At 45.7% G+C, this 14,101-nt stretch carries 28 protein-coding genes; all 28 read right to left on the bottom strand.

The genetic code is table 11. The features are described from left to right. Positions 1-113: 113 nt before the first annotated feature. Positions 114-506: a 50S ribosomal protein L17 gene (rplQ, locus tag AB4135_RS11555; protein WP_012153479.1), complete on the bottom strand. Its 393-nt coding sequence runs from the start codon at positions 504-506 to the stop codon at positions 114-116. A gap of 39 nt (positions 507-545) precedes the next feature. Then, the gene (locus tag AB4135_RS11550; protein WP_020912156.1) at positions 546-1,535 is read right to left on the bottom strand and encodes a DNA-directed RNA polymerase subunit alpha; all 990 of its coding nucleotides are present in this window, start codon (positions 1,533-1,535) and stop codon (positions 546-548) included. A gap of 24 nt (positions 1,536-1,559) precedes the next feature. Continuing rightward, entirely contained in the window at positions 1,560-2,180 is a 621-nt protein-coding gene (gene rpsD / locus AB4135_RS11545; RefSeq protein ID WP_012153477.1) for a 30S ribosomal protein S4, read from the bottom strand. A gap of 36 nt (positions 2,181-2,216) precedes the next feature. Beyond that, positions 2,217-2,609 carry a 30S ribosomal protein S11 gene (rpsK, locus tag AB4135_RS11540; protein WP_012153476.1) on the bottom strand — a complete coding sequence of 131 codons (393 nt, stop codon included), beginning with the start codon at positions 2,607-2,609 and terminating at the stop codon, positions 2,217-2,219. A 14-nt stretch (positions 2,610-2,623) separates the two neighbouring features. After that, positions 2,624-2,980, bottom strand: coding sequence for a 30S ribosomal protein S13 (gene rpsM, locus AB4135_RS11535; protein WP_012153475.1), 357 nt, complete (start codon positions 2,978-2,980; stop codon positions 2,624-2,626). A gap of 115 nt (positions 2,981-3,095) precedes the next feature. Beyond that, the gene (rpmJ, locus tag AB4135_RS11530; protein ID WP_006083579.1) at positions 3,096-3,209 is read right to left on the bottom strand and encodes a 50S ribosomal protein L36; all 114 of its coding nucleotides are present in this window, start codon (positions 3,207-3,209) and stop codon (positions 3,096-3,098) included. Between the two features lie 23 nt (positions 3,210-3,232). Next, the gene (gene secY, locus AB4135_RS11525; RefSeq protein WP_020912155.1) at positions 3,233-4,573 is read right to left on the bottom strand and encodes a preprotein translocase subunit SecY; all 1,341 of its coding nucleotides are present in this window, start codon (positions 4,571-4,573) and stop codon (positions 3,233-3,235) included. 7 nt (positions 4,574-4,580) lie between these two features. Further along, complete coding sequence (rplO, locus tag AB4135_RS11520) at positions 4,581-5,015, bottom strand: 50S ribosomal protein L15 (protein ID WP_020912154.1); 435 nt, start codon at positions 5,013-5,015, stop codon at positions 4,581-4,583. A gap of 1 nt (position 5,016) precedes the next feature. After that, positions 5,017-5,202: a 50S ribosomal protein L30 gene (rpmD, locus tag AB4135_RS11515; RefSeq protein ID WP_020912153.1), complete on the bottom strand. Its 186-nt coding sequence runs from the start codon at positions 5,200-5,202 to the stop codon at positions 5,017-5,019. Positions 5,203-5,208: 6 nt separating this feature from the next. Further along, complete coding sequence (gene rpsE, locus AB4135_RS11510) at positions 5,209-5,712, bottom strand: 30S ribosomal protein S5 (protein ID WP_020912152.1); 504 nt, start codon at positions 5,710-5,712, stop codon at positions 5,209-5,211. Between the two features lie 13 nt (positions 5,713-5,725). Further along, complete coding sequence (gene rplR / locus AB4135_RS11505; RefSeq protein ID WP_020912151.1) at positions 5,726-6,076, bottom strand: 50S ribosomal protein L18; 351 nt, start codon at positions 6,074-6,076, stop codon at positions 5,726-5,728. A gap of 10 nt (positions 6,077-6,086) precedes the next feature. Then, positions 6,087-6,617, bottom strand: a complete 531-nt coding sequence (rplF, locus tag AB4135_RS11500; protein WP_020912150.1) for a 50S ribosomal protein L6 — start codon at positions 6,615-6,617, stop codon at positions 6,087-6,089. A gap of 10 nt (positions 6,618-6,627) precedes the next feature. Continuing rightward, positions 6,628-7,020, bottom strand: coding sequence for a 30S ribosomal protein S8 (gene rpsH / locus AB4135_RS11495; RefSeq protein WP_020912149.1), 393 nt, complete (start codon positions 7,018-7,020; stop codon positions 6,628-6,630). A 24-nt stretch (positions 7,021-7,044) separates the two neighbouring features. Further along, entirely contained in the window at positions 7,045-7,350 is a 306-nt protein-coding gene (rpsN, locus tag AB4135_RS11490; RefSeq protein WP_020912148.1) for a 30S ribosomal protein S14, read from the bottom strand. 10 nt (positions 7,351-7,360) lie between these two features. Continuing rightward, the gene (gene rplE / locus AB4135_RS11485) at positions 7,361-7,900 is read right to left on the bottom strand and encodes a 50S ribosomal protein L5 (protein WP_020912147.1); all 540 of its coding nucleotides are present in this window, start codon (positions 7,898-7,900) and stop codon (positions 7,361-7,363) included. A 12-nt stretch (positions 7,901-7,912) separates the two neighbouring features. After that, positions 7,913-8,227 carry a 50S ribosomal protein L24 gene (gene rplX / locus AB4135_RS11480; protein ID WP_020912146.1) on the bottom strand — a complete coding sequence of 105 codons (315 nt, stop codon included), beginning with the start codon at positions 8,225-8,227 and terminating at the stop codon, positions 7,913-7,915. Between the two features lie 11 nt (positions 8,228-8,238). Next, positions 8,239-8,607 (bottom strand): 50S ribosomal protein L14, encoded by a 369-nt coding sequence (gene rplN, locus AB4135_RS11475; protein ID WP_011863976.1) that lies wholly within the window; start codon positions 8,605-8,607, stop codon positions 8,239-8,241. Between the two features lie 181 nt (positions 8,608-8,788). Beyond that, a complete protein-coding gene (rpsQ, locus tag AB4135_RS11470) occupies positions 8,789-9,037 on the bottom strand; it encodes a 30S ribosomal protein S17 (RefSeq protein ID WP_020912145.1) in 249 nt (82 codons plus the stop codon). Beyond that, the gene (gene rpmC, locus AB4135_RS11465; protein ID WP_012144642.1) at positions 9,037-9,228 is read right to left on the bottom strand and encodes a 50S ribosomal protein L29; all 192 of its coding nucleotides are present in this window, start codon (positions 9,226-9,228) and stop codon (positions 9,037-9,039) included. The genes rpsQ and rpmC overlap by 1 nt, the downstream gene beginning before the upstream one ends. Continuing rightward, positions 9,228-9,638 carry a 50S ribosomal protein L16 gene (rplP, locus tag AB4135_RS11460; protein ID WP_020912144.1) on the bottom strand — a complete coding sequence of 137 codons (411 nt, stop codon included), beginning with the start codon at positions 9,636-9,638 and terminating at the stop codon, positions 9,228-9,230. The genes rpmC and rplP overlap by 1 nt, the downstream gene beginning before the upstream one ends. Before the next feature lie 11 nt (positions 9,639-9,649). Continuing rightward, positions 9,650-10,339 carry a 30S ribosomal protein S3 gene (rpsC, locus tag AB4135_RS11455; protein WP_202287032.1) on the bottom strand — a complete coding sequence of 230 codons (690 nt, stop codon included), beginning with the start codon at positions 10,337-10,339 and terminating at the stop codon, positions 9,650-9,652. Positions 10,340-10,348: 9 nt separating this feature from the next. Next, positions 10,349-10,681, bottom strand: coding sequence for a 50S ribosomal protein L22 (gene rplV, locus AB4135_RS11450; RefSeq protein WP_012144645.1), 333 nt, complete (start codon positions 10,679-10,681; stop codon positions 10,349-10,351). 15 nt (positions 10,682-10,696) lie between these two features. After that, a complete protein-coding gene (gene rpsS, locus AB4135_RS11445; RefSeq protein WP_006083596.1) occupies positions 10,697-10,975 on the bottom strand; it encodes a 30S ribosomal protein S19 in 279 nt (92 codons plus the stop codon). A gap of 11 nt (positions 10,976-10,986) precedes the next feature. Next, a complete protein-coding gene (gene rplB / locus AB4135_RS11440; RefSeq protein ID WP_020912142.1) occupies positions 10,987-11,814 on the bottom strand; it encodes a 50S ribosomal protein L2 in 828 nt (275 codons plus the stop codon). Positions 11,815-11,830: 16 nt separating this feature from the next. Next, positions 11,831-12,133 (bottom strand): 50S ribosomal protein L23, encoded by a 303-nt coding sequence (gene rplW / locus AB4135_RS11435; protein WP_020912141.1) that lies wholly within the window; start codon positions 12,131-12,133, stop codon positions 11,831-11,833. Further along, entirely contained in the window at positions 12,130-12,735 is a 606-nt protein-coding gene (gene rplD, locus AB4135_RS11430) for a 50S ribosomal protein L4 (protein ID WP_020912140.1), read from the bottom strand. The genes rplW and rplD overlap by 4 nt, the downstream gene beginning before the upstream one ends. Positions 12,736-12,752: 17 nt before the next feature. Beyond that, complete coding sequence (gene rplC / locus AB4135_RS11425; protein WP_220739648.1) at positions 12,753-13,391, bottom strand: 50S ribosomal protein L3; 639 nt, start codon at positions 13,389-13,391, stop codon at positions 12,753-12,755. 24 nt (positions 13,392-13,415) lie between these two features. Then, on the bottom strand, positions 13,416-13,727 hold the full coding sequence (gene rpsJ / locus AB4135_RS11420; RefSeq protein ID WP_005503530.1) for a 30S ribosomal protein S10: 312 nt from the start codon (positions 13,725-13,727) through the stop codon (positions 13,416-13,418). Positions 13,728-14,101: the final 374 nt, after the last annotated feature.

Here is a 14,101-nt window from a genome sequence, read left to right as displayed (position 1 = left end):
TGGCTGTGGCTGTGGCTGTGCAGAATATTGACGAGAAACTAAAACTAATGCAATTAAATTAGAGGCATAAAAAAGGCCGAACAAATTGTTCGGCCTTTTAAACTAAGACTTATTTACTCTGCAGTGTCTTCAACAGCTTCAGCTGCTTCAGGACGACCTACTAGTTCAATGTACGCCATAGGCGCTTTATCACCAGTACGTAGACCGCACTTAAGAATACGAGTGTAACCACCAGGACGTTCCTGGAAGCGTGGACCCAATTCAGTAAATAACTTACCAACGACTTCAGCGTCGCGAGTACGTGCAAATGCCAAACGGCGGTTTGCTACACTATCACTCTTAGCAAGTGTTATCAGAGGTTCAACTACGCGACGCAGTTCTTTCGCTTTAGCTACAGTAGTTTTGATCACTTCGTGACGAACTATTGAGCATGCCATGTTACGGAACATAGCTTGACGATGACTGCTGTTACGGTTTAGTTGACGACCACTCTTACGATGGCGCATGACCTAATCCTTATTACCTATATCTGTACTAATCTGGACTTAAAGGTCGTCTGCTAAACTAGCTGGAGGCCAGTTTTCAAGACGCATACCTAACGACAGTCCGCGAGATGCAAGAACATCCTTAATTTCGGTAAGAGATTTCTTACCCAAGTTAGGAGTTTTCAACAACTCAACTTCAGTGCGTTGTACCAGATCGCCGATGTAATGAATCGCTTCAGCCTTCAAACAGTTGGCTGAACGTACAGTTAGCTCTAAATCGTCGACAGGACGCAACAATATCGGATCGAACTCCGGCTTCTCTTCTACCGGTGCAGCCTCAGTCACATCACGTAACTCAACAAACGCATCTAGCTGTTCAGCAAGAATTGTTGCAGAGCGACGGATAGCTTCCTCAGGATCAATAGTACCGTTTGTGGTCATATCGATAACGAGTTTATCTAAGTCTGTACGCTGTTCAACACGAGCGGCTTCTACATTGTATGCAATGCGAGCAACTGGTGAGAACGAAGAATCAACCAACAAGCGGCCGATAGGGCGATCATCGTCTTCAGTTTGTGCACGGGCAGAAGCCGGTACATAACCACGACCACGCTCTACGCGGATACGCATGCTGACTTCATTATTACCTGTCAAATGACAGATAACATGGTCAGGATTCATAACGGTAACATCACCGTCATGCGTGATATCTGCTGCAGTAACAGGGCCTGCGCCTGACTTACTAAGCGTAAGCATAGCTTCGTCTTTCCCTTCGATAACAACTGCTAGACCTTTAAGGTTTAGCAATATCTCAAGGATATCTTCTTGCACGCCTTCCTTGCTACTGTATTCATGCAGTACACCATCGATCTCTACTTCGGTAACCGCGCAGCCTGGCATAGACGACAATAGGATACGACGCAACGCGTTACCTAAAGTGTGACCAAAACCACGCTCTAGCGGCTCCAGTGTAACCTTGGCACGTGTTGGATTAACCTGCTCGATATCAACGAGACGCGGTTTAAGAAATTCTGTAACAGAACCCTGCATTGTGTCCTCTCTTTTGTTTTAACTTTACTTAGAGTAAAGTTCGACGATCAGCTGTTCGTTAATTTCCGCAGACAAATCACTACGCTCAGGAATGCGCTTGAAAGCACCTTCCATCTTAGTGTTGTCAACTTCAACCCATGTTGGCTTTTCGCGTTGAGCCGACACTTCTAAAGCCGCTTTAATACGAGCTTGAGTACGTGACTTCTCGCGAACGCTCACTACATCATTCGCAGACACTTTGAATGATGGAATGTTAACGACGCTACCATTAACCATAATTGACTTATGGCTAACTAGCTGACGTGATTCAGCGCGTGTTGCACCAAAGCCCATACGATAAACTACGTTATCAAGACGGGTTTCTAAAAGAGTAAGTAGGTTTTCACCAGTGTTACCTTTTGTACGTGCAGCATCTTTGTAGTAGTTACGGAATTGCTTTTCTAGCACACCGTAAATACGACGAACTTTTTGTTTCTCGCGTAGCTGAACGCCATACTCAGACAAACGGGTCTTACGAGCGCCGTGTTGTCCAGGTGCAGTTTCAAGCTTACACTTCGAATCGATTGCTCTCACGCCGCTTTTTAGGAAAAGGTCTGTACCTTCTCTGCGGCTGAGCTTGAGCTTTGGACCCAAGTATCTTGCCATGTTCTTTCTCCAACTATCCTATTTAAAAACGACGTGTTAAACGCGACGTTTCTTAGGAGGACGACAACCATTATGAGGGATAGGCGTCACATCGGTAATATTGGTTATTTTGTAACCAACCGAGTTTAGTGCACGAATCGCAGATTCGCGTCCTGGACCTGGACCCTTCACAAACACTTCTAGGTTTTTAACACCGTAGTCCTGAGCGGCAGTACCTGCGCGTTCAGCAGCAACCTGTGCAGCAAATGGGGTAGATTTACGTGAACCACGGAAACCTGAACCACCAGAAGTTGCCCAAGATAGTGCGTTACCTTGACGATCTGTAATGGTAATAATAGTGTTGTTGAAAGACGCATGGATATGCGCCATACCATCAGCAACCTGTTTACGTACACGCTTACGCGGAGAACGTGACGGAACTTTAGCCATTGTGGATTACCCCGTTACTTTCTAATTGGTTTACGTGGACCTTTACGCGTACGCGCATTGGTCTTAGTACGTTGCCCACGAAGGGGAAGGCTACGACGATGGCGAAGGCCACGGTAACAACCAAGGTCCATAAGACGCTTGATGTTCATGGAAACTTCACGACGTAAATCACCTTCTACAATGTAGTTGGCAACTTCTTCGCGTAGAGTATCTATTTGAGCTTCGCTCAATTCCTTGATCTTAGCGTCTTCAGCAATTGAAGTAGCCGCGCAAATAGCTTGTGCGCGAGTACGACCAATGCCGTAGATAGCAGTCAATGCAATGACTGTGTGCTTTTGATCAGGAATGTTAATGCCAGCGATACGGGCCACTATGCACTCCTCAAGTTAAAGGTCATCTGTGAAAAGCCCGGTAGGATACTCGACAGACGACAATTTAGCAAATAATATTTTGACCAGCCCCGACTGGGCTGGTCAAATCTTTCTTTTAGCCTTGACGCTGTTTGTGTTTAGGTTCAACACAAATCACGCGAACAACGCCACTACGCTTTACGATCTTGCAGTTACGGCAGATCTTCTTCACGGAAGCTCGAACTTTCATTTCATCACTCCGAGATTACTAGCTTAGCGACCAAAGCGATCTAAATTCGCTTTGTTTACCAAGTTAGCTTTCTTCATTACAGACTCATACTGATGAGACATCATATGGGTCTGAACTTGAGCCATGAAGTCCATGATTACGACTACCATAATTAGTAGTGAAGTACCGCCAAAATAGAACTGTACTTGCCACGCAATTAACATGAACTCCGGAATTAAGCAGATAAAAGTAATATATAACGCGCCAGCTAATGTTAGGCGGGTCATTACTTTATCAATGTAACGCGAAGTCTGTTCTCCAGGACGAATCCCGGGAATAAACGCACCACTCTTCTTCAAGTTATCTGCCGTTTCGCGAGGGTTAAATACCAACGCAGTATAGAAGAAACAGAAAAAGATAATCGCCGTTGCATATAACAATGAGTACAGCGGTTGTCCTGGTGACACAGCAAGTGAAAAATCACTCAACCATGACATGGACTCATTTTGACCAAACCACTGAGCCAGTGTGCCTGGGAACAAAATGATGCTGGACGCAAAAATAGGCGGGATAACACCAGCCATATTTATCTTAAGCGGTAAATGTGTGCTTTGCGCGGCGAAGACCTTACGGCCCTGTTGACGTTTAGCATAGTTGACAACGATACGACGTTGTCCACGCTCTACAAATACCACAAAATATGTGACAGCAAAAACAATTACTGCCAGCAACAACAATACTAGTACACTTATGTCGCCTTGACGCGCCTGCTCGGCCGTTTGACCGATAGCAGATGGCAGACCTGCAACAATACCTGCGAAAATTAATATCGAGATACCGTTACCAATGCCTCTTTCGGTAATTTGCTCACCCAACCACATTAGGAACATTGTTCCTGTGACTAAGCTGACAACTGCAACGAAGTAGAATCCGAATCCTAGGTTTACTACTAAACCTGGAACTAAGTTCGGAAGACCTGTTGCGATACCGATAGCCTGGAATGTACCCAGGACCAACGTGCCGTATCGAGTATATTGACTAATCTTCTTTCGTCCCGACTCGCCTTCCTTTTTCAATTCAGCGAGCGCAGGATGAACGACTGTCAATAACTGCATAATGATCGATGCCGAAATATACGGCATGATACCTAATGCAAAAATAGAGGCACGTTCAAGGGCGCCACCAGAGAACATGTTAAACATGCCTAAGATGGTACCCTTTTGCTGATTAAACAGCTCTGCTAGTACAGCAGCGTCAATACCAGGAATTGGTACAAACGAACCGGCTCTAAAGACGATAATTGCACCAATCACGAACAGGAGACGGGTTTTCAATTCTGATAAACCGCCTTTCGCGCTTTTTAAATCAAGTCCTGGTTTTGCCATCGACGTATTATTCCTCGATCTTGCCACCGGCAGCTTCAATAGCTGCACGTGCACCTTTGGTTACCTTCAGACCTTTAACGGTCACAGGGCGCTCAATGGTACCTGAAAGAACGATTTTAGCAAACTGTATGTTGCGAGTAACTAGATTCGCATCTTTCAGCGCATTTAGGTCGATAACATCACCGTTAACTTTAGCTAGCTCGCTAATGCGAACTTCAGCTGATACCAACGCACGACGCGAGGTAAAACCGAATTTAGGTAGACGGATCTTAAGTGGCATTTGACCACCCTCGAAACCTACGCGAACACCGCCGCCAGAACGAGACTTCTGACCTTTGTGACCACGACCTGCAGTTTTACCTAGGCCTGAACCGATACCGCGACCTACACGCTTAGCTGCTGATTTAGCACCTGCAGCAGGTGATAGAGTATTTAGACGCATCTTATACTTCCTCCACCGAAACCATGTAGTAAACCTTGTTAATCATACCGCGAACAGAAGGAGTATCTTCTAGTTCAACAGTGTGATTAATGCGGCGTAGACCTAGACCAGTCAAAGTTGCACGATGCTTAGGCAAACGTCCAATTGAACTCTTGGTCTGAGTTACTTTAAGTGTTTTAGTAGCCATGGTGCATTAACCTCGAATTTCATCAACATTCAGGCCACGCTTAGCTGCAATTTGTGATGGTGACTTCATGTGCACCAACGCATCTACAGTTGCGCGAACGATGTTGATCGGGTTAGTAGAACCGTATGCTTTAGACAGAACGTTATGAACGCCTGCTACTTCCAATACGGCACGCATTGCGCCACCGGCAATAATACCGGTACCGTCAGAGGCTGGCTGCATGTAAACACGAGAACCAGTGTGACGACCCTTTACAGGGTGGTGTAAAGTACCGTTGTTCAATTCAACGTTTACAATGTTACGGCGAGCCTTTTCCATTGCTTTCTGAATTGCTGCTGGTACTTCACGCGCTTTACCATAGCCATAACCGACTTTACCATTACCATCACCGACTACAGTTAGTGCAGTGAAGCTAAAGATACGTCCGCCTTTAACTACTTTAGAAACACGATTAACTGCAACTAACTTCTCTTGCAGATCGTCTTTTTGTTGAGCTTCAAATTTAGCCATTTTTCATCATTCCTTAGAACTTGAGGCCAGCTTCACGAGCGGCGTCTGCTAATGCAGCAACGCGTCCGTGATACTTGAAGCCGGAACGATCGAATGCAACTACAGCTACGCCTTTTTCGATAGCGCGCTCTGCAACGGTTTTACCCACTGCTTTAGCTGCATCTACGTTACCTGTGTACTTTAGCTGCTCTGATACCGCTTTTTCAGCAGTAGAAGCTGCCGCCAACACTACGTTTGCAGGACTAATGACCTGAGCGTATGTGTGACGTGGTGTACGATGTACAACCAGACGGTTAACGCCCAGCTCTTGGATCTTCTTACGGGCGCGAGTTGCGCGGCGTAAGCGAGATGTTTTCTTATCCATATCGCGTTACCTACTTCTTCTTAGCCTCTTTACGGCGTACTTGTTCATCAGCGTAACGAACACCTTTACCTTTGTAAGGCTCTGGTGGACGGTAGCCGCGAATCTCAGCAGCAACCTGACCAATTAACTGCTTATCTGTACCCTTAAGTACGATTTCAGTTTGGCTAGGACATTCTGCTGTTACGCCGTCAGGAAGTTCGTGTACTAGTGGGTGAGAGAAACCTAGAGTCAAATCAACGCCTTTACCAGCGATTTTCGCACGGTAACCGACACCAATTAACTGAAGTTTCTTTTCAAAACCAGCTGTAACACCAACAACCATATTGTTGATTAGAGCTCGAGCAGTACCCGCTTGAGCGGCAGTTTTCACGCCTTCAACCGAACTACACTTAATTTCGTTGTCTTCTACAACAACAGAAACGTCAGCGTTAATTACTCGAGTCAAACTACCTTTAGTACCTTTTACGGTGATAGTTTGTTCGTTTAAAGTCACTTCTACGCCTGCAGGGATAGCGACTGGTGCTTTTGCGACACGAGACATTGCTAGCTCCTTATGCTACGTAGCAGATAACTTCCCCACCCATGCCATTTTGGCGGGCAGTACGATCAGTCATCAAACCTTTAGAAGTGGACACGATAGCGACACCCAGTCCGCCCATAACCTTTGGAAGTTCGTTTTTACCTTTGTAAATACGAAGACCAGGACGGCTAACGCGCTGGATAGTCTCAACGACTGGCTGACCTTGGAAATACTTAAGAGTAACTTCCAGTTCAGGCTTGGCTTCATCTGCTACGGCGTAGTCAGTGATGTAACCTTCTTCTTTAAGCACTTTCGCGATAGCGATTTTTAGCTTAGCAGAAGGCATCTTCACAGATACGTGTTTAGCAGCTTGGCCGTTACGAATACGTGTTAACATATCCGCAATAGGATCTTGCATGCTCATATTAGCTTACTCCGTGACAAGTGCTTACCAGCTGGCCTTGCGTAGGCCAGGAACTTCACCGCGCATAGTTGCTTCACGTAATTTAATACGGCTAAGGCCGAATTTACGTAGGAAACCATGTGGGCGACCAGTTTGACTACAGCGATTGCGCTGACGCGCAGAGCTAGAGTCACGTGGTAGAGCTTGTAACTTAAGTACTGCATCCCAACGATCTTCATCAGAAGTTGTTGGACTGCTAATGATAGCTTTAAGAGCTAGACGCTTTTCAGCGAACTTAGCTACGAGCTTGGCACGCTTTGCTTCACGTGCTTTCATTGAACTTTTTGCCATTACGCTACCCTTATTTCTTGAATGGGAAGTTAAAGCCTTCGAGCAAAGCTCGGCCTTCTTCGTCATTCTTCGCAGAAGTAGTGATTACAATATCCATGCCGCGGATCTTATCGATTTTATCGTATTCGATCTCTGGGAAGATAATTTGCTCACGTACACCCATCGCATAGTTACCACGACCGTCGAATGATTTAACACTCATACCACGGAAGTCGCGGATACGCGGGATTGCGATATCTACTAAACGCTCTAAGAATTCCCACATACGCTCACCGCGCAGTGTAACCTTACAGCCTATTGGGTAGCCTTCACGGATTTTAAAACCAGCAACTGACTTACGAGCTACAGTCACTACTGGCTTCTGACCAGCGATAGCAGTCATGTCACGAAGCGCATGCTCCATAACTTTCTTATCTGCTACTGCTTCGCCAACACCCATATTAAGGGTGATCTTTTCAATCCGAGGGACTTGCATGACACTGGTAAAACCAAACTTTTTGACAAGTTCAGGACTAACAGTCTCTTGATATTTATCATGCAGTTTCGCCATCGTTTACTCCAATTACTTAACGAGTTCACTGTTCGACTTAAAGAAACGGACTTTTTTGCCGTCTTCAAATCGGAAACCAACGCGATCAGCTTTGCCAGTGGCAGAGTTGAAAATCGCTACGTTTGATGCTTGTATCGGTGCTTCTTGCTCAACAATACCGCCAGCTACGCCCAATTGTGGGTTTGGCTTTTGGTGTTTCTTGACAAGGTTAATACCTTCTACAATTAATTTACCAGTAGTTAGAACCTGAGAAACCTTACCGCGTTTCCCTTGGTCTTTACCTGCTAGTACAATTACTTCGTCTTGACGACGTATTTTTGCTGCCATTTTGAAGCTCCTTACAGTACTTCTGGTGCCAGCGAGACAATTTTCATGAATTGCTCTGTACGCAATTCACGTGTCACTGGTCCAAAGATACGAGTACCAATCGGTGCAAGGTTTGCATTAAGCAATACCGCTGCGTTCCGATCGAAGCGAATGACAGAACCGTCTGGACGACGTACGCCTTTCTTAGTACGGACTACCACCGCGTTATATACATCACCTTTCTTCGCTTTACCGCGAGGAATTGCTTCTTTTACAGAAACCTTGATGACGTCGCCGATACCGGCATAACGACGATGAGAGCCACCCAAGACCTTAATACACTGAACTCTACGAGCGCCACTGTTACAGGCGACTTCTAGAGTCGATTGCATTTGGATCATTTTAAGTGCTCCGCTATCGTTACTTCACAATCCCACTTAGGGGTACATTTATTGCCCGATTTTCGACTTTAATTTAGTCAAAAATGGCGCGCAAGTGTAACACCTAAAAACAGGAATAGATAGTACTAAAAATACAAACGGCTCCGAAAATCGGAGCCGTTTAACTAAATACCTAATAAACTTAGGCTTTTGATACTACTTCAACCAGAGTCCAAGACTTTGTCTTAGACAGCGGACGGCATTCGCGAATAGTCACGACATCGCCAGCATTACACTGATTTTGTTCGTCATGTGCATGGATCTTAGTAGTACGCTTAAGGAACTTCCCGTATAAAGGATGCTTAACCTTACGCTCAATAGCTACAGTGATAGACTTGTCCATCTTGTTGCTAAGTACTCGACCCTGCAAAGTACGGATATTATCAGACATTATGCACCCGCCTTAGAAGTAATAATGGTCTTAACGCGCGCAATGTTGCGACGCACGATTTTAAGCTGATGAGTCTGAGTCAACTGACCAGTGGCGTGTTGCATACGCAGATTAAACTGCTCACGCAGCAGACCAAGCAGTTCAGCGTTCAATTCTTCAACGCTCTTTTCTGTTAGTTCGCTCGCTTTCATTACATCACCGTCTTAGTTACGAAGGTAGTCTTCAGAGGTAATTTTGCAGCAGCAAGAGCAAAGGCTTCACGAGCCAACTCTTCTGATACGCCATTCATCTCATAAAGAACCTTACCTGGTTGAATCTGGCAAACCCAGTATTCAACGTTACCCTTACCTTTACCCATACGCACTTCAAGAGGCTTAGAGGTAATCGGCTTATCAGGGAAAACGCGGATCCAGATTTGACCTTGACGTTTAATGTGACGTGTCATAGCACGACGCGCAGATTCAATTTGACGAGCAGTAAGACGACCACGTCCTACAGCTTTCAAACCGAACTCACCGAAGCTAACTTCAGTGCCGTTCGCTAGACCACGGTTGCGGCCCTTGAACATTTTGCGAAACTTCATTCTTTTTGGTTGCAGCATTGCCAGCTCTCCTATTTACCGCGAGGCTTACGCTTCGGCTGCTGTTTCGGCTCTTCATGCTGAGGAACGATACCGTCTAGAACTTCACCTTTGAAGACCCAAACTTTAACGCCAATCACACCGTATTGAGTGTGACTCTCAGAAGTAGAATAGTCGATATCAGCACGAAGAGTATGCAAAGGTACACGACCTTCACGATACCATTCCGAACGCGCAATCTCAGCGCCGCCTAGACGGCCGCTAACTTCAACTTTGATACCTTTAGCACCAAGACGCATTGCGTTTTGAACTGCGCGCTTCATAGCACGACGGAACATAACACGACGCTCTAGCTGCGAAGCGATGCCATCGGCAACAAGCTTAGCATCTAGCTCAGGTTTACGAATCTCAGCGATGTTAATTTGAGCTGGAATACCAGTCAATTTAGCAACTGCATTGCGTAGCTTTTCTACGTCTTCGCCTTTCTTACCAATCACAACACCTGGACGGGCTGTGTGGATAGTAACACGAACACTTTTAGCTGGACGCTCGATAACAATCTTAGAAACTGATGCTTGCTTAAGTTTCTTTTCAAGAAACTTACGCACTTCCCAGTCACTACTCAAGTTATTGGCATAGTCTGACTTGTCAGCGTACCATGTCGAGATCCAAGGCTTAGTGATACCCAGACGGATACCATTAGGATGTACTTTCTGTCCCATTGCTAACTCCTAGCGATCTGATACAACCACAGTAATGTGGCTGGTACGCTTGATTATGCGATCAGCACGGCCTTTAGCACGTGGCATGATACGCTTCATAGTTGGACCTTCATCGATCATAATCGCTCCAACTCTTAATTCGTCAATGTCAGCACCTTCATTGTGCTCAGCATTAGCGATTGCAGAGTCCAGTACTTTTTTAACAAGTACTGCAGCTTTCTTAGGGCTGAAAGTTAGAATTTCGAGAGCCTTAGCAACAGGCAGTCCACGGATTTGATCTGCAACCAAACGACACTTTTGAGGCGACGTACGGGCAAAACGATGTTTAGCTAAAACTTCCATCTTATTCCTCCCGTATTAACGCTTCTTCGCTTTCTTATCTGCAGCATGGCCGCGATAAGTGCGAGTTGGTGAAAATTCACCAAGCTTGTGGCCGATCATTTCGTCAGTTACGAACACAGGTACGTGCTGACGACCATTATGGACAGCGATGGTCAACCCAATCATATTAGGGATGATCATAGAGCGACGAGACCAAGTCTTAATAGGCTTCTTGTCTCCCGCTTCCATCGCTTTCTCTACCTTCTTCAGCAAGTGTAGGTCAATGAATGGACCTTTCTTGAGAGAACGTGGCATGGCGAATCCTCTTACTTTTTATTGCGACGACGTACAATGTACTTGTCGGTGCGTTTGTTACTACGAGTCTTATAACCCTTAGTAGGCTGACCCCATGGAGATACAGGGTGACGACCACCAGATGTACGGCCTTCACCACCACCATGTGGATGATCTACTGGGTTCATTGCAACACCACGAACTGTCGGGCGTACGCCTCTCCAGCGTTTAGCACCTGCTTTACCTAACTGGCGTAGCATATGCTCGGCGTTACCAACTTCACCCAATGTCGCGCGGCAATCAACAGGCACTTTACGCATTTCGCCAGAGCGAAGACGTAGAGTGGCGTATGCGCCATCACGAGCAATAACTTGTACATAAGCACCAGCAGAACGCGCGATTTGAGCACCTTTACCAGGCTTCATTTCGACTGCGTGCACTACGCTACCCACAGGGATATTACGTAGAGGCATTGCGTTACCGCTCTTGATCTCTGCATCGATACCAGACTGGATTGAATCTCCAGCTTTCATGCCTTTAGCGGCAATGATGTAACGACGCTCACCGTCAGCGTAAAGTACCAATGCGATGTTAGCTGTACGGTTTGGATCATATTCCAAACGTTCAACCTTCGCAGGGATACCGTCTTTGTTACGCTTAAAGTCGATTAGACGATAATGTTGCTTATGTCCGCCACCAATGTGACGTGAAGTGATGCGACCAGTATTGTTACGGCCACCACTTTTCGATTTTTTCGCCAACAGGCCTGCAAAAGGTTTACCCTTATGCAAATCGCTGTTCACCACTTTAACTACGTGGCGACGACCTGGAGAGGTTGGCTTACACTTAATAACTGCCATGATAATTCTCCTTTGCTTATTCAGCGCCGCCGACGAAATCGATGTCAGCACCTTCAGCTAGAGTAACATAGGCTTTTTTCCAATCGCTACGACGGCCAGTACGGGCACCGTGACGCTTAGTTTTACCTTTGTTAACCAAAGTGCGAACTGAATCGACTTCAACTTCGAATAGCTGTGCTACTGCAGCTTTAACTTCAGCTTTAGTTGCATCGATAGCTACACGGAAAACAACTGTATTGTTCTTCTCTGCATTCACAGTGCTCTTTTCAGAGATATGTGGAGCAAGAATAACTTTTAACAAACGTTCTTCGCTTATCATCCCAGCATCTCCTCGATTTGCTTAATAGCTTCAGCAGTTACGAGTACTTTGTTGAACGCGATAAGGCTAACTGGATCAATACCAGCAACATCACGAACGTCAACTTTGTACAAGTTACGAGCAGCTAAGAACAAGTTCTCGTCAACTTCTGGAGTAACAATCAACACGTCTTCAAGTTGCATTTCGTTCAATTTAGCTTTCAGCTCTTTAGTTTTCGGAGCTTCAACACCAAACGACTCAACTACTACTAGACGGTCTTGACGTACCAATTCAGAGAATATGCTTTTCAGCGCTCCGCGGTACATCTTCTTGTTAACTTTTTGGCTGTGATCTTGTGCTTTAGCAGCGAATGTTACGCCACCGCCACGCCAGATTGGGCCTTTAACAGTACCGGCACGTGCGCGGCCAGTACCTTTTTGGCGCCATGGCTTCTTGCCAGAGCCAACTACTTCTGCACGAGTCTTTTGAGCACGAGTGCCCTGACGCGCGTTTGCAGCGTAAGCTACAACTACCTGATGAACCAGTGCTTCATTAAAGTCACGGCCGAAGGTAGTTTCGGAAACTTCAAGAGCACTCTGTGCGTCTTTCAATACCAATTCCATTACTATCTCCTCAGACCTTAAGCTTTAACAGCTGGTTTGATGATCAGGTCGCCATTAGTAGCGCCTGGAACTGCACCCTTAACCAGTAGCAAGTTACGCTCAGCATCTACACGTACAACGTCTAGATTCTGCGTAGTAACACGCTCTGCACCCATGTGGCCTGACATTTTCTTACCTTTGAAAACGCGACCAGGTGTCTGGTTTTGACCAATAGAACCGTTAGATCTATGAGCCAAAGAGTTACCATGTGTCATATCTTGGGCATGGAAGTTCCAACGCTTAATACCGCCTTGGAAGCCTTTACCTTTTGATTGACCAGTTACATCAACTTTCGCTATGTCAGCGAAGATATCTACATTTAGCTCAGCACCAACTTCGATGCCTTCACCATCACCATCTGCCAAACGCAATTCCCACAAACCACGACCGGCTTCAACGCCTGCCTTAGCAAAGTGACCTGCTTCTGGTTTAGTGATGCGATTAGCTTTTTTGGTACCAGTAGTAACTTGAAGTGCACGGTAACCGTCTGTATCCAAAGTTTTCACTTGGGTTACACGGTTAGCAGCAATTTCAATTACTGTTACAGGTACCGACGCGCCATCTTCATTGAAGATACGTGTCATACCTACTTTACGACCGATAAGACCGATAGCCATCTCTCAAACCTCTTCTAAGCTCAATTAACCCAAGCTAATCTGAACGTCAACACCCGCCGCAAGATCTAAACGCATAAGTGCGTCAACAGTCTTTTCAGTCGGCTCTACGATGTCAACAAGACGTTTGTGAGTACGAAGTTCGTACTGATCACGCGCATCTTTATTAACGTGTGGAGAAGTCAAAATGGTATAACGTTCTTTACGCGTTGGTAGTGGAATTGGACCACGAACCTGTGCGCCTGTACGCTTAGCAGTTTCAACGATTTCCGCAGTAGACTGATCAATCAAACGATGATCAAATCCTTTTAAGCGGATACGGATTCTTTGGTTCTGCATTGACCAGAGCTCCTAAAATGTACACATAAAAAATCACCCTCTAGCTTCTTCCATTTGGAAAAGCAGAGCGAGATGATTTAACCGTTCGACTCACAATTGGAGTCGCTGTTTTTTTACGTCAACCTCGAGGGTAGACCAATTTAAATTCGCCTAATGGTTAAGGCGAGGGGCTATTATACTGATTTTAAGTCTCAGATCAACCCCACTGTTTGAAATACCGTCAAATAGACCATATCCAACAAAGTGGCGGCTATTATACCCAGCCAGATCGAGATTGCCAGTACTTAGCGTACTTTTCTTAAGGCAATAAAAAAGGCAGCCTAAGCTGCCTTTTTCAGTATTGCGGTAAGATTAGTCGCTATTAAGCAACGATC

Source organism: Shewanella sp. 10N.286.54.B9, from assembly GCF_041468565.1.
Taxonomy (GTDB): Bacteria; Pseudomonadota; Gammaproteobacteria; order Enterobacterales; family Shewanellaceae; genus Shewanella.
The sequence above is the reverse complement of the archived record's forward strand: the minus strand, read 5'-3'. Positions and strand labels throughout refer to the sequence as shown.

Coding starts and splice junctions, on each gene's coding strand:
- rplQ (WP_012153479.1), bottom strand. CDS start 506: ATGCGCCATCGTAAGAGTGGTCGTCAACTAAACCGTAACAGCAGTCAT.
- AB4135_RS11550 (WP_020912156.1), bottom strand. CDS start 1,535: ATGCAGGGTTCTGTTACAGAATTTCTTAAACCGCGTCTCGTTGATATC.
- rpsD (WP_012153477.1), bottom strand. CDS start 2,180: ATGGCAAGATACTTGGGTCCAAAGCTCAAGCTCAGCCGCAGAGAAGGT.
- rpsK (WP_012153476.1), bottom strand. CDS start 2,609: ATGGCTAAAGTTCCGTCACGTTCTCCGCGTAAGCGTGTACGTAAACAG.
- rpmJ (WP_006083579.1), bottom strand. CDS start 3,209: ATGAAAGTTCGAGCTTCCGTGAAGAAGATCTGCCGTAACTGCAAGATC.
- secY (WP_020912155.1), bottom strand. CDS start 4,573: ATGGCAAAACCAGGACTTGATTTAAAAAGCGCGAAAGGCGGTTTATCA.
- rplO (WP_020912154.1), bottom strand. CDS start 5,015: ATGCGTCTAAATACTCTATCACCTGCTGCAGGTGCTAAATCAGCAGCT.
- rpmD (WP_020912153.1), bottom strand. CDS start 5,202: ATGGCTACTAAAACACTTAAAGTAACTCAGACCAAGAGTTCAATTGGA.
- rpsE (WP_020912152.1), bottom strand. CDS start 5,712: ATGGCTAAATTTGAAGCTCAACAAAAAGACGATCTGCAAGAGAAGTTA.
- rplR (WP_020912151.1), bottom strand. CDS start 6,076: ATGGATAAGAAAACATCTCGCTTACGCCGCGCAACTCGCGCCCGTAAG.
- rplF (WP_020912150.1), bottom strand. CDS start 6,617: ATGTCTCGTGTCGCAAAAGCACCAGTCGCTATCCCTGCAGGCGTAGAA.
- rpsH (WP_020912149.1), bottom strand. CDS start 7,020: ATGAGCATGCAAGATCCTATTGCGGATATGTTAACACGTATTCGTAAC.
- rpsN (WP_020912148.1), bottom strand. CDS start 7,350: ATGGCAAAAAGTTCAATGAAAGCACGTGAAGCAAAGCGTGCCAAGCTC.
- rplE (WP_020912147.1), bottom strand. CDS start 7,900: ATGGCGAAACTGCATGATAAATATCAAGAGACTGTTAGTCCTGAACTT.
- rplX (WP_020912146.1), bottom strand. CDS start 8,227: ATGGCAGCAAAAATACGTCGTCAAGACGAAGTAATTGTACTAGCAGGT.
- rplN (WP_011863976.1), bottom strand. CDS start 8,607: ATGATCCAAATGCAATCGACTCTAGAAGTCGCCTGTAACAGTGGCGCT.
- rpsQ (WP_020912145.1), bottom strand. CDS start 9,037: ATGTCTGATAATATCCGTACTTTGCAGGGTCGAGTACTTAGCAACAAG.
- rpmC (WP_012144642.1), bottom strand. CDS start 9,228: ATGAAAGCGAGCGAACTAACAGAAAAGAGCGTTGAAGAATTGAACGCT.
- rplP (WP_020912144.1), bottom strand. CDS start 9,638: ATGCTGCAACCAAAAAGAATGAAGTTTCGCAAAATGTTCAAGGGCCGC.
- rpsC (WP_202287032.1), bottom strand. CDS start 10,339: ATGGGACAGAAAGTACATCCTAATGGTATCCGTCTGGGTATCACTAAG.
- rplV (WP_012144645.1), bottom strand. CDS start 10,681: ATGGAAGTTTTAGCTAAACATCGTTTTGCCCGTACGTCGCCTCAAAAG.
- rpsS (WP_006083596.1), bottom strand. CDS start 10,975: ATGCCACGTTCTCTCAAGAAAGGTCCATTCATTGACCTACACTTGCTG.
- rplB (WP_020912142.1), bottom strand. CDS start 11,814: ATGGCAGTTATTAAGTGTAAGCCAACCTCTCCAGGTCGTCGCCACGTA.
- rplW (WP_020912141.1), bottom strand. CDS start 12,133: ATGATAAGCGAAGAACGTTTGTTAAAAGTTATTCTTGCTCCACATATC.
- rplD (WP_020912140.1), bottom strand. CDS start 12,735: ATGGAATTGGTATTGAAAGACGCACAGAGTGCTCTTGAAGTTTCCGAA.
- rplC (WP_220739648.1), bottom strand. CDS start 13,391: ATGGCTATCGGTCTTATCGGTCGTAAAGTAGGTATGACACGTATCTTC.
- rpsJ (WP_005503530.1), bottom strand. CDS start 13,727: ATGCAGAACCAAAGAATCCGTATCCGCTTAAAAGGATTTGATCATCGT.